The sequence below is a fragment of the Sphingopyxis sp. CR5 genome, from assembly GCF_059693785.1.
On the sequence record NZ_JCATIE010000005.1, the window covers coordinates 284,464 to 297,977 of the forward strand.

9 protein-coding genes are annotated in these 13,514 nt (G+C 65.6%); 4 read left to right on the forward strand and 5 right to left on the reverse strand.

Going from position 1 to position 13,514, the window contains the following annotated elements; genetic code table 11:
* Positions 1-21: 21 nt before the first annotated feature.
* Positions 22-3,438, forward strand: coding sequence for an efflux RND transporter permease subunit (locus AC58D2_RS09990; protein WP_497389831.1), 3,417 nt, complete (start codon positions 22-24; stop codon positions 3,436-3,438).
* Positions 3,439-3,542: 104 nt separating this feature from the next.
* On the forward strand, positions 3,543-4,802 hold the full coding sequence (locus AC58D2_RS09995; RefSeq protein ID WP_497389965.1) for a DUF445 domain-containing protein: 1,260 nt from the start codon (positions 3,543-3,545) through the stop codon (positions 4,800-4,802).
* Here the strand turns inward: AC58D2_RS09995 and AC58D2_RS10000 are convergent, their stop codons facing one another.
* A complete protein-coding gene (locus tag AC58D2_RS10000) occupies positions 4,803-5,603 on the reverse strand; it encodes a Rossmann-fold NAD(P)-binding domain-containing protein (RefSeq protein ID WP_497389833.1) in 801 nt (266 codons plus the stop codon).
* 46 nt (positions 5,604-5,649) lie between these two features.
* Here AC58D2_RS10000 and pepN point away from each other — a divergent pair, with 46 nt between their 5' ends.
* Positions 5,650-8,244 carry an aminopeptidase N gene (gene pepN, locus AC58D2_RS10005; RefSeq protein WP_497389835.1) on the forward strand — a complete coding sequence of 865 codons (2,595 nt, stop codon included), beginning with the start codon at positions 5,650-5,652 and terminating at the stop codon, positions 8,242-8,244.
* 917 nt (positions 8,245-9,161) lie between these two features.
* On the opposite strand, the gene AC58D2_RS10010 is transcribed toward pepN, so the two are convergent.
* Genes AC58D2_RS10010 through AC58D2_RS10025 form a run of 4 tightly spaced genes read right to left on the reverse strand, consistent with a single transcriptional unit; the run spans position 9,162 to position 12,687 of the window.
* Complete coding sequence (locus AC58D2_RS10010; protein ID WP_497389837.1) at positions 9,162-9,761, reverse strand: ABC-type transport auxiliary lipoprotein family protein; 600 nt, start codon at positions 9,759-9,761, stop codon at positions 9,162-9,164.
* Positions 9,762-9,772: 11 nt separating this feature from the next.
* The gene (locus tag AC58D2_RS10015) at positions 9,773-10,714 is read right to left on the reverse strand and encodes an MlaD family protein (RefSeq protein WP_497389839.1); all 942 of its coding nucleotides are present in this window, start codon (positions 10,712-10,714) and stop codon (positions 9,773-9,775) included.
* A 9-nt stretch (positions 10,715-10,723) separates the two neighbouring features.
* A complete protein-coding gene (locus AC58D2_RS10020) occupies positions 10,724-11,581 on the reverse strand; it encodes an ABC transporter ATP-binding protein (RefSeq protein ID WP_497389841.1) in 858 nt (285 codons plus the stop codon).
* Positions 11,581-12,687 (reverse strand): ABC transporter permease, encoded by a 1,107-nt coding sequence (locus AC58D2_RS10025; protein WP_497389843.1) that lies wholly within the window; start codon positions 12,685-12,687, stop codon positions 11,581-11,583. Before AC58D2_RS10025 ends, AC58D2_RS10020 begins: the two co-directional genes overlap by 1 nt.
* Before the next feature lie 99 nt (positions 12,688-12,786).
* Here AC58D2_RS10025 and AC58D2_RS10030 point away from each other — a divergent pair, with 99 nt between their 5' ends.
* A complete protein-coding gene (locus AC58D2_RS10030; RefSeq protein WP_497389845.1) occupies positions 12,787-13,497 on the forward strand; it encodes an HAD family hydrolase in 711 nt (236 codons plus the stop codon).
* The last annotated feature ends 17 nt before the right edge of the window (positions 13,498-13,514 follow it).

Here is a 13,514-nt window from a genome sequence, read left to right on the forward strand (position 1 = left end):
CCGCACAGAGGCGTTTGAACCATGAATTTCCGTAACATCTCCGCGTGGTGCATCCGTAATCCGGTGCCGCCGATCGTGTTGTTCATTCTGCTGCTGCTGGCGGGACTGGTCAGCTTCAACCGGATGGACGTCAACGACAATCCCGACGTCGAATTCCCGGCGGTGCAGGTGGTCGTGGTCCAGCCCGGGGCTGCGCCGACCGAGCTGGAAACACAGGTGACCCAGCGCGTCGAGGCCGCGGTCCGCGGGGTGAGCGGCGTCGACGAAATGTCGTCCTATGTCAGCGAAGGAAGCAGCCGGACCTTCGTCCAGTTCGCGATCGGCACGCCGATCGACCGGGCCTATAACGACGTCAACCAGGCGGTGTCGCAAATCCGCAGCGAATTGCCCGACGGCATCCTCGAACCGCAGATCGTCCGGGTGGACATCGCCGGCGGTCCGATCACCTATTTCTCGGTCGAAGCCGCCGACATGACGTTGGAGCAGTTGTCGTGGTTCGTCGACAACACGGTGGCAAAGGAATTGCTGTCGATCCCCGGCATGGCGCAGGTCAGCCGCTCCGGAGGTGTCGATCGCGAGATCCGGGTGATCCTCGATCCCGCGCGGATGCAGAGCTATGGGCTGACCGCAAGCCAGGTGAACCAGCAGCTGCGGCAGGTCAACGTCAACGCGGCGGGCGGACGCACCGAAATCGCCGGATCGGAGCAGGCGGTGCGCGTGCTGGGCAATGCCGCGAGCGCCTATGAGCTGGGACAGACGCGGATATCGATCGGCAGCGGGCGCACGATCCGCCTGTCGGACGTGGCGCGGGTCAGCGACGGCTTTGCCGAGCAGCGCAATATCGCCAAGATCGGCGGCCGGCAGGTGCTGTCCTTCTCGATCGAAAAGGCCAAGGGCGCATCCGACGTCACCGTTCACGACGACGCGATGAAGAAGCTCGCCGAGATCGAGAAGAACAATCCGAAGGTGAAGTTCAAGATCCTCTTCACGCGGACCGAATATACCAAGGCGCAGTATCACAGTTCGATGGAAGCGATGATCGAGGGCGCGGTGCTCGCCGTCGTGGTCGTCTTCCTGTTCCTGCGCGACTGGCGCGCCACGCTGATCAGCGCGATGGCGATCCCGCTGTCGGCGATCCCGACCTTCTGGTTCATGGAGCTGATGGGCTTTTCGCTGAACAGCCTGTCGCTGCTCGCGCTCAGCCTGGTCGCGGGCGTGCTCGTCGACGACGCGATCGTCGAGATCGAGAATATCGTCCGGCACATGCGCATGGGCAAGACCGCCTATCAGGCGTCGATCGACGCCGCCGACGAGATCGGCCTGGCGGTCGTCGCGACGACGATGTCGATCGTGGCGGTCTTCCTGCCGGTGGCGCTGATGCCCGGCGTATCGGGGCAGTTCTTCATCCAGTTCGGCATGACCGTCGTCTTTGCGGTGCTGATGAGTCTGGCCGTCGCACGCATGATCACCCCGATGATCGCCGCCTATTTCCTGTCGGCGCAGGGCGAGCAGAGCCATGCCGAGGGACCGTGGATCGACCGCTATGAGCGGGTCCTTGCCTGGACCCTCAATAACAACAAGCACAAGGATGTCCGCGCGCGCTATGACGCGGTGCCGACCCGAACGGCGTTTTTGACGCCGGGCTTCGTGGTGGCGGGGATCGCCGTCCTCGCGTCGATCGTGCAATATTTCCAGCCCGTGCCGGCCGGCCAGGACGCGCCCAATCCCGCAGTGCATTTCCTGCTTATGACGCCGATATCGGCCGTGGCGGCTTTCCTGCTGGGCAATTTGATGGGAATCATCGTCGGCGCGATTGCCTGGGCGTTCAATGTGCGAGGGTGGGCTTACACTGCATGGGCGGCGTTCATGGTTCGCCGGGCCTATGCGCGTCTGTTCGACCATCGCGTTTGGATCGTCGGGATCGGCGTCGGCGCTTTCGCGCTGAGCCTTGTCCTGTTCGCCACGCTGCCGCAGCAGTTCCAGCCGACGACGAACAGCGACTATAGCCAGGTCAAATACGAACTGCCGCCGGGTTCGACGCTTGAACAGAGCGAAGTCATCGCGCGGCAGATTTCGGCGATCCTCGACGACAGCCCGGTCGTCGACACGGCTTTCTATGACGTCAATGTCGGCGGCGGCAACGCCTTCCTGACGCTGAAGAAGGATCGCGAGATTTCCAGTGTCGAATGGGAACGCAGCCTCCAGCCCCAGCTTGCGGCGATCCCCGACGCGCGCGTGTCGTTCCAGAGCCAGTCCGGCGGTTTTTCGGGCCGCGACATCACCTTCGTCATCGGCGGCGATGATCCGGTGGCACTGGAAAAGCATGCGCTGAAGATCGTCGACGAGATGAAGGGGCTGAAGGAAATCCGCGCGCCGCGCATCGAAGGCGACATTCCGCGCCCCGAAATCATCCTGAAGCCGCGTCTCGACCTGGCCGCCGACCTGGGCGTGACCACGGCCGCGCTCAGCCAGACGATCCGCATCGCAACGCTCGGCGACATCGATCAGAATGCGGCGAAATTCTCGCTCTCCGACCGGCAGATCCCGATCCGGGTCCTGTTGTCCGAAGATTCGCGCCGCAGCCTTGCGACGCTGGAGAATTTGCCCGTACCGACCGCGAACGGCGGCACGGTGCCGCTGAAGTCGGTCGCCGAGATCGGTTTCGGATCGGGCCCGACCGAGCTGAGGCGCTATAACCAGACGCGGCGTATCGTGATCGGCGCCGACCTCGCGCCCGGCCTCGTCACGGGCGATGCGCAGGCGAAGATCGATGCGTTGCCCGCGGTCAAGAATATGCCGCAGGGTATCCGCAAGGTGATCCAGGGCGACGCCAAATGGCAGGCCGAGATGATCCAGAACTTCGTGATCGCGGTCATCTCTGGCCTGATGCTCGTCTTTGCGACGCTGGTACTGCTCTATCGCCGCTTCCTGTCGCCGCTGGTCAACATGTCCTCGCTGCTGCTGGCGCCGCTCGGCGGTCTGCTCGGCCTGCTCATAACGGGCATGGAAATCTCGATGCCCGTCTATATCGGCTTGCTGATGCTCCTTGGCATCGTCGCCAAAAACTCGATCCTGCTCGTCGATTTCGCGATCGAGGAAATGGACCAGGGGGTCGGCAAGGTCGAGGCGCTGATCGATGCGGGCCGCAAGCGCGCGCAGCCGATCATCATGACCACGGTCGCGATGGTCGCGGGCATGGTGCCGACCGCCCTGTCGCTGACCGGAGACGGCGCATGGCGCGCGCCGATGGGCGTCGTCGTGATCGGCGGCCTGATCCTGTCGACACTTCTCACGCTGCTGATCGTGCCGGCAGGCTTCAGCCTGGCGGACAGCATCGAGAAGCGGCTGGGACGCTTCTTCTCGAGCAACCTGCTGACCTACAGGCCGGGCGACGACAGCCGGCCGCACGCCGATCCGGTGCCGCATCCGGCGGAATAGGGGATGAGCCGGCGCGGGGTGTTCGACCGCGCCGGTTGCAACCTTTGGCGCGGCGCGCCATTTGAAGCACCATGAAGGATCGCACGACCCCGCCGATCGGGCAGATGAGCGCCCACCCGCCGCGGGTGGGCGTTGCCGTTCCGACGGGGGGATTCAACATCCGCGTCGTGGCGACGGGGCTGCTCGTCGTGATGGCGACGATCTTCGTCGCGGCGAAATATTTTCAGGATGCGCATCCCGCGGTCGGCTTCGTGCGCGCGTTTGCCGAGGCGGCGATGGTCGGCGGGCTCGCCGACTGGTTCGCGGTCACCGCGCTGTTCCGGCATCCGATGGGCCTGCCGATCCCGCATACGGCGATCGTGCCGCGCAACAAGGATCGTATCGGTGACACGCTCGCGCGCTTCCTGCTGACCAACTTCCTGCTGCCGCGCCTGATCGCGCGCAAGATGCAGGAGGTCGACATTGCCGGGGCGGTCGGAAAATTCCTGTCGCAACCCGCCGAAGGCGGCGGACGGTTGAAGCTGGGCGCGTCGCGGATCATTGCCGACGCACTGGGCGCGCTCGACCAGCAACGGCTTGGCGGCATGGTCAAGTCGGCGATCGCCGACCGGCTGCGCGAGCTCGATGTCGCGCCGCTGCTGGGGCAGGCGTTGCAGGCCGCGCTCGCCGAGGGGCGCCACCAGCCCCTGCTCGATGCGATGGTCAAATGGGGATCCAAGACGCTCGATCTCAACGCGCATCTGATTCATCAGATGGTCCACGACAATTCGAACGCCATCGTCCGGTTCACCGGGCTCGACGAAAGCATCGCGAACCGGATCGTTTCCGGGCTCGGCAAGCTGCTCACCGACATGGCGGCGGAACCCGATCATCCGATCCGGCTGCGCGTCGAGGAGGGCATGGCGAAGCTCGCGCTCGACCTGCAGCACGACCCCGAGGTTCAGGCGAAGGTCGAGCGTGTGCGGGACGAGCTGCTCGACAACCCGGCGGTAAAACGCTGGCTCGACGGACTATGGGAACAGGGCCGCGGCGCGCTGCTCAAAGCCGCTCGCGATCCCGAGACGATGCTCGCCGGCCGGCTTGGCGAACTTGTCACCCAGTTCGGAACGATGCTGGGCGACGACGCGACGATCAAGCGGACGCTCAACCGCTACGCGCGCCGTGCGGTCGTCGGTGTGGTCGACAGCTATGGCGAAACGGCGCTGCGGCTGGTGTCGGACACGATCCGCGGCTGGGACGCCAAGACGATCACCGACCGGTTGGAGAATGCGGTCGGCGACGACCTGCAATATATCCGCATCAACGGCACGCTGGTGGGCGGGCTGGTCGGGGTGCTGATCCACACGGTCGACGTGCTGCTCTGATCATTCGGGCCGGACGCAGTCGGCCAACCCCTCGCGATAGGTCGGATAGCGCGGCGTCCAGCCCAGCAACCGCTTCGCCTTGCCGTTCGCGACGCGGCGGTTTTCGGCATAGAAAGCGCGCGCGGCGGGCGAAAGGCCCGCTTCGGCGAGCGTCCGAGACGGCGGCAGCGGGGCGCCCAGCATGGCGCAGCCCCATTCGACGAGCCGGTTCTGGTGCGCCGGTTCGTCGTCGGCGAGATTATAGAGACCCGGCGGACCGGCGAAGGATGCCAGGATACCGCCGGCAATGTCGTCGACATGGATGCGGCTGAACACCTGTCGCGGCAGGTCGATGCGATGGGCGCGCCCATCGCCTATGCGGTCGAGAATCGAGCGGCGGCGACCGTAGATGCCGGGCAGGCGAAAGACGCGCATATCCCCGCGCATCGCCTGCCAGGCGGCGTCGGCGGCATTGCGATCGGGCCGCCGACCCCTGACCGGCGCGCTTTCGTCGACCCATGCGCCGTCGCAGTCGCCGTAAACGCCGGTCGAGGACAGATAGCCGACCCAGCTTGCCGGGGCGAGGGCAAGCGCCTGACCATAGCGCGCCAGCACCGGATCCTTCCCGTCCGAAGGCGGGACCGACGACAGGATGTGCGTTGCCGAGCGCAGCGCCGTGAGGACCGAGGATTCGTCGTCGAAGGCGATCGTGCCGCCGCGACCGCTTCGCGTCGTTCCCGTCACCTCCCACCCGCGGGCCAGAAGGCGGTTGGCGATATGGCCGGCGCTATAGCCCAGCCCGAAAATCAACATCCTGCTCATCGGGCGCCTTATTGCGCAGGCGCGCCGCCAAGCCTAGACCGTTCGGATGACCGACGCTTCCTCCTTCCCCGCCGTTCCCGTCACGATCCACCGCGGCGATTATCGCCCGCCCGAATGGCAGATTCCCGACATTGCGCTCGATTTCGCGCTCGGCGTCGACGAGACGCGCGTCACCGCAGCGCTATCGGTCGAACGCGCGGCGGGCGCGCCGGCGCCGCTGACCCTGCGGGGCGACGGGCTGACGCCGGCGGAGGTGCGCGTCGATGGCGCGGTGTGGAACGACTGGCGGATGGACGGCAGCGACCTGATCGTCGACCTGGGCGACCGGGCCGCCGCGACGGTCGAGGTCGATACGCTGATCAATCCCGCGACCAATACCCAGCTGATGGGCCTTTATGCCTCGGGCGGAATGCTCTGCACCCAGTGCGAGGCGGAAGGGTTCCGCCGCATCACCTTTCACCCCGACCGCCCCGATGTGCTCAGCCGCTACAAGGTACGGATGACGGGCGACAAGGCGCGCTTTCCGATCCTGCTCTCGAACGGCAATTGCATCGCGTCGGGCGAGGGCGAAGACGGGACGCACTGGGCGCTATGGGAAGACCCGTGGCCGAAGCCTTCTTATCTGTTCGCGCTCGTCGCCGGCGATCTCGTCGTCAACCGCGACAGCTTTACCACCATGTCGGGCCGCCGGGTCGAGCTTGGCATCTGGGTGCGCGCAGGCGACGTCGATCGCACCCATCACGCGATGGCGGCGCTGAAGCACAGCATGAAATGGGACGAGGAGGTCTATGGCCGCGAGTATGACCTCGACCGTTTCAACATCGTCGCGGTCAGCGATTTCAACATGGGGGCGATGGAGAACAAGGGGCTGAACATCTTCAACACCCGCTACATTCTTGCCGATCCCGACACCGCGACCGACATGGACTATGACGGGGTCGAAGGCGTCGTCGCGCACGAATATTTCCATAACTGGTCGGGCAATCGCGTGACCTGCCGCGACTGGTTCCAGCTCAGCCTGAAGGAAGGGTTCACCGTCTATCGCGACCAGAGCTTTTCGGCCGATATGGGATCGCCGGCGGTCAAGCGGATCGAGGATGTCCGCATCCTGCGCGCCGCGCAATTCCCCGAAGATGCGGGGCCGCTGGCGCACCCCATCCGGCCCGACAGCTATCAGGAAATTTCCAACTTCTATACCGCGACCGTCTATAACAAGGGCGCCGAGGTGATCCGCATGATGGCGACCCTGCTCGGGCCCAAGCGCTTTCGGGCGGGCACCGACCTTTATTTCGAGCGCCATGACGGCGAAGCCGCGACCTGCGAGGATTTCGTCCGCGCGATGGAGGAGGGCGGGGGCATCGACCTGTCGCAATTCCGCCGCTGGTACGAACAGGCGGGAACGCCGAAATTACACCTCGCGCTGGCGCGCGACGGCGACGAGTGGTTTCTCGACGTTGCGCAAACCGTGCCGCCGACCCCGGGGCAACCCGACAAGGCGGCGATGATGATGCCGCTGCGCCTTGCGGCCTTTGCGATGGACGGCGGCGACACGGCTCTGCCCGATACGCTGGTGACGCTGACCGAGGCCGTGCAGCGCGTGCCGATCGGCCGCTTTGCCGCCCGGCCGGCGCTGTCGGTCAATCGGGGCTTCTCGGCTCCGGTGATCGTCGATTTCGAGCGCGCGCCGGGCGAGCTTGCGTGGCTTGCGGCGCACGACGACGACCCGTTCGCGCGCTATGAGGCGCTCCAGCAGCTGATGCTCGATACGCTGGTTGCGGCGGTCGCGGGCAAGGCGGGAGACCGTGACGCGGTCATCGACGCGGTACGGCAGACGCTTGACGGCGCGGCCGACGATCCGGCCTTCGTGGCCGAGGCGGTTTTGCTGCCGAGCGAAGCCTTCATCGGCGACCAGATGGTGACGGTCGATCCCGACGCGATCCGTCGCGCGCGGCTGGCGCTACAGGCGGCGATCGGCAAGGCGCTCGAAAACGAATGGCGGGCGATTCTCGCCAGGACGGCCCCGGCGGCGACCGACCTGTCGCCCACCGCCAAGGGCCGTCGCCGCCTGCGCGGGGTCGCGCTTGCTTATCTGGGAGCGACCGGGGAGGAGGATGTGCCTGCGCTGGCGTTCGACATCTTCTCCGCCGCCGACGGGATGACCGAGCGGCAGGCGGCGCTCGCGACGCTGGCGCATGGCGACAGCGACGAACGCGCGCACGCGCTCGACATCTTCTACCAGCGGTATCGCGACAATCCGCTCGTTCTCGACAAATGGTTCCAGGTGCAGGCCTGGTCGCTGCGCCCCAATACCGTCGCGGCGGTCGCCGAGCTGGCGCGGCATCCCGATTTCACGCTGGCGAATCCCAATCGGGTGCGGGCGCTCTATGGCGCCTTCGCCGCGAACCAGGCGGCGTTCCACCAGGCCGATGGCGCGGGTTATCGTCTGCTGGCCGACCTCGTGATCGCGCTCGATCCCAAGAACCCGCAGACCGCGGCGCGGATGATCCCGCCGCTCGGCCGCTGGAAACGCTTCGATGACACGCGGCAGGCGCTGATGAAGGGCGAACTGCAACGCATCCTCGCGCAGCCGGGCCTGTCGCGCGACACGACCGAGCAGGCGTCGAAGAGCCTGATGGGGTAGGAGCGATCGCTTAGCGTCGTCGTTTCAAAGTTCAGTAAAGTTCAGCCTTGTGCAGCCGCCGATGGGTCGCATTCGCCGAACCTGTCGCGCCGGTCCCGCGCGCATTCGCAAACCGGGCCGTGACCGCTTTTATCCACCTGTCCAAAGAGCCGGGACGAAGGCTGGCACAGTCGGATCATGTAGGACAGCGATTTTTTGCGATGGAGGCTTCGGGGTGGGAAGCGGACGTTGCCTATTCGTCATCCCGGCGAAGGCCGGGATCTCGCCGGTGCGTAAAACCGTCAGGGTGAGATCCCGGCCTTCGCCGGGATGACGTTGGTAAGCGACCACAACCGCTCGTTCACAGGCATTCGTCATCCCGGACTTGATCCGGGATCCATTCACGCGACGCTGCGCCTAATGGACCCCGGATCAAGTCCGGGGTGACGAGAAGAGGAAGGACCGCTTCCGGCCGCTTGCTGTCATTGCAGCCGAAGTGGCAGCGAATGGCCGGAACGGGGTGGGGAGCTGCCATTCGCGTGTTAAGCCCCTCCCCTTCAGGGGAGGGGTGGGGGCCAGCGGCCGTGCGCGAGGTCGTCAGGCCCCACCCCACTACGACTAGGCAGCAAGCTGCCAAGTCTTCGTTGCCCCTCCCCTGAAGGGGAGGGGCTTGCATCTCGCACGTCCCCCTTCGGTCGATTCCGGGCGCCTCCACCGCCGTTCGTATCGAGCTAAGTCGATATACCCATCGAAATAGCGCGACGCCGAGGGGGATATCGACTTCGCTCGATGCGAACGTGTCAGGATAGACCAGAACGTCCCCTGCGGTCGTTAACGGCCGCGCAGCTTCCCGGGGAGGTCAGCTTGCCGCGAACAGCTTCGTCCCCGACACGCCGACGACGATCGGCGCCATGAAGCCGAACGGGTGGAGACGGGGGCTAGCCCGCGAGCCACTCCGCGACGTCGCCCGCGACCTTGTTCGCCGCTGTGGTCAGCGCTTCGCCGACCGGCTTGGCTTCGACCTTGCCGCCGATCGGTTCGCGCGCTTCGAAGCGTCGCTGGGTCACTTGCTTGCCGCCGGTGTCGACCAGCATCGCCTGATAGACGACGACGACCTCGTTCGTCGCTTCGTCGACACCGAAGTCCAGAAGCTGGCCCGCCAACTGTTCGCCCGGCGCGGTCAGATATTGACCCTCGTCGAGGATGACGCGGTTGGTCCGCGCGGCGACGGTTTCGGACAGCAGGCGCTGGAACAGGCGCTGCGGCGCCTCTACCCATTGCGCATCCTTTACATAAGCGACGCTGGCATCGTCCTGTTGCACCGGGATACGCTGGGTCCGCAGCTTTTGCGGCGCGGTCGGAATCAGGATGGTGAGCGCCTGATCTTCGCCGGCGGTGCGCGCCTGGCCCGCCGCAGGGACGGCATCGCTGTCGAGCGTCAGCAGGAACGGCGGCGGCTTGGCGCCAAAGCTCACGCAGGCGGACAGGGCGACCGCGCCAAAGGCGGCGAGCATCGGTATGCTGAGACGGCGGAGCATGGTCGGATACCTCATGGTTTATAGTCGGGCAGCTTGCTGCCGCCGATCACCGCGCCCGCCCCTTGCTGGTCGAGCTTGTCGGTCAGGCTGGAAAGCGAGGACGAGGTGCGGCGCAAGTCGCGGATCAGGGCATTGGCTTCGGGTATCGTGCTCTGACTGAAGGTCTGCAGCCCCGGCCGTGCATCGGCGATCGCGCTTTCCAGCGTCTGCATCGACTGGTTGGCCGAGGCGAGCGTGTCGGCGAGATTCTTCATCGCCGGATCGACGTTACGATCGATCGTGCCCTGCGCCGAGGCGGCAAGATTGCCGATTTGTTCGGCGGCATTGCCCGTCTGCTGGATCGCGACGCGCGTGTCGGCGAGCGCCTTTTCGATTGCCGGGCCGTTGCGGGCCAGGATCGCGGTCGATTGTTCGACATTCTTCAGGATCGCCGAGAAACTCGCCTGATTTTCATCGTCGGCGAGTTCGGCGAGCCGTTCGGTGAGGGTCGAGAGCCGCTGAAGCAATTGCGGCGCGGTGTTCAGGATTTCGCCAAGGCCGCCAACCCGGTTCGGGATCACCGGTTTGCCCGCCGGCCCCCGGTCGGTGATCGGCGGCGCGCCCTTGACCGCGCCGTCGAGAGCTATCTGCGAGACGCCCGTGAAGCCGACGCCTTCGAGCGCCGCGGTCGTGCCTTGCAGGATCGGGACATTTTCTTCGACCTCGATCCGGACGCGCACGAACTGCGGATCGTCGCGCCACAATTCGATCTGCCGGACCTGGCCGACCGGGACGCCCGAGAACTGGACCTGCGCGCCCTTGTTCAGCCCATCGACCGACTGTTTGAAGAAGATGTCATATTCGCGCTTTGCCCCGCCGCTGTCGTTCGCCATCCAGACGACGAAAATCGCCAGCGCGGCGGTGAAGAAGAGGACGAAGGCGCCCACCAGCACATTGTTCGAGCGTGTTTCCATCAGCCTATCCTATCGCCGCCCGGCAGTTTGGTTCCCGCCTGCGGCTGCCCGGCCGCGCGGTCCGTTGAAATATTCCTGTATCCAGGGATGCTCGGTGGCAAGCAGTTCCGGGATCGTGCCGACCGCGATCACTTTCTTTTCCGCCAACACCGCGACGCGGTCGCACGTCGCGTAGAGCGAGTCGAGGTCGTGGGTGATCAGGAAGACCGTGAGGCCCATCGTGTCGGCAAGTTCGCGGATCAGCTCGTCGAACTTCGCGGCGCCGATCGGATCGAGCCCCGCCGTCGGCTCGTCGAGAAAGAGCAGCGCGGGGTCGAGCGCGAGCGCGCGGGCCAGCCCCGCACGCTTGACCATTCCGCCCGACAGTTCGGCGGGATATTTGGGTCCGGCATCGGACGGAAGGCCGACCATCGCGACCTTGTAGGCGGCAATTTCGTCGAGCAATTGTTCGTCCATGCGCGGGTAATATTCGCGGAGCGGAACCTGGATATTCTCGGCAACGCTGAGCGTCGAGAAGAGGGCGCCTCCCTGAAACATCACGCCCCAGCGGCGACGCAGGTCGCGCGATTCCTCTTCGTCGGTGATCGTGTCGAGCGACTTGCCATAGACTTCGATCTCGCCCGCGGTCGGGGTCTGCAATCCGACGATCGACCGCATCAGCACCGATTTGCCGGTGCCGGACCCGCCGACGACGCCCAATATCTCGCCCGAGCGCACATCGAGGTCGAGATGATCGTGGATCACCGCATCGCCGAACTGGTTGACCAGTCCGCGAACGCAGATCGCCACGTCGAAGCGTTCCGGCCGTACCGCGTCGGCGGCGGCGAGCTCCTGCTCGATCTCGGCCCGTTCTTCCTCTTCGCTCATCAGTTCCACCCGATCGACGAGAAAAAGACGGCGAAAAAGGCATCGAGCACGATGACCAGGAAGATCGCGGCAACGACCGCGGAGGTCGTGCGACGGCCAACCTCCTCTGCATTCTGGCGCACCTGCATTCCCGAATAGCAGCCGGTGACGCCGATCAATATGCCGAACACCGGCGCCTTGATCAGCATCGCCCAGAAATCGGTCATCGGGATGATTTCGCGGAGGCGCTGGATATAGGTCAGCGGCGGGATATCGAGCCCGACCCACGAGAAGACCCCGCCGCCGACGATCGCACAGATGCTGGCATAGAAGCCGAGCAGCGGCATGACGATCGTCGACGCCGCGACGCGGGGCAGAACGATCGCTTCCATCGGCGATACGCCGATCGTCCGCATGGCATCGACCTCTTCGGTCAGCTTCATCGTACCGATCTGGGCCGCGAATGCCGACCCGGACCGGCCCGCCACCATGATCGCGGTCATCAGGAGGCCGAGCTCGCGGATCGATGCGCGTCCCACGAGGTTGATCGTGAACACCTCCAGCCCGAATTGTTCGAGCTGCACCGCGCCCTGCTGGGCGATGACGATACCGATCAGGAAGCTCATCAGCCCGATGATCGGAAGGGCATCGACGCCCACAGCCTGAAAGCGGGTGACGATCGCGTGCCAGCGAATGCGCCGCCGCGCGCGAACCTGGTTGACGAGCGCGATCAGCATCGCACCGAAAAATCCGACGATCCCCAGCAGTTCGTGCCAGACCCCCTGGCTCGCCGTCCCGACCTGTTCGAGCATTCGGGCCCACATTGGGCGGCGGTCGCGGCGGACCCGATAATCGCTCTTGTCCTCTGCGAGGGCTTTCAGCAGCCGCTGCGCCTCTTCGCTGGCGCCGGTAACCTTTGCATCGTGGGCGTTGGCGGTACGCGTGACGATCCACGCGCCGACGGTATCGATTCGTTCGATGCCCGACAGGTCGAGGGTGGCGATCGGTCCGATGTCGTCGAGCCGCGCCGGCAGGTCGCCGAGGCGGGCAAGCGTCAGCCGTCCGGTAAAGCGCACGTCGGCGCCACCGGCCCCCTCGCTCGTTTCGAAATCCGCCTTGGCCGCCATCGCGCGAACCTTGTCCTATTTGTCCAATAAGCTCAAGCGAATCCGTGGCATGGTTGCAAAGCCTTGGCTGCCGGGGCGGGCGGCGGTAAGGAGCGGCCGATGAGCGACCCAGCCGCGCCCGATTATGCCCACCGCGTCGCGATGTACGACATGGATCGGACGATCACGCGCGCGGGAACCTATAGCGGTTTTTTGATGCACGTCGCACGGCGGCGCCAGCAATGGCGCCTGTTGTTGCTGCCGCTCGTCGGGCTTGCCGGGGTCGCCTATGCCTTGCGGCTGATCGACCGTTCGCAGCTGAAGGCGATCAACCTGCGGTTGCTGGTCGGAGGACGTTTCAGCCGGGCCGAGATCGCGCCGTTCGCCGAAAGCTATGCCGACAAGGTCGTGGCGCGGGGCCTGCACGGCGCGGCGCTCGAGCAAATCGCGGCGGATCGCGCGGCGGGATATCGGCTGCTCCTCGCGACCGCTTCCTTCCATCTCTATGTCGATGCGATCGCGCGGCGGCTCGGCATCGACGATGTGCTCGCGACGCGGCTCGACGAACCCGATGGCAGCGACCATATTCATGCCCGGCTGTCGGGCGACAATTGCTATGGCGATGCGAAGTTCGCGCGCATCAGCGGCTGGCTGGCCGACAATGCCATCGTGCGCGATGCGGCGCATATACGCGCCTATTCGGACCATGTTTCCGATCACCCCATGCTGCGCTTCGCCGACGAGGCCGTCGCGACGACCCCATCGCGCAAGCTGAAGCGACTGGCGCCGCAAATGGGGTGGCAGGTGGTCGACTGGCGCGCCGCCAGGTAGAGCCCCCTCCCGCGAGC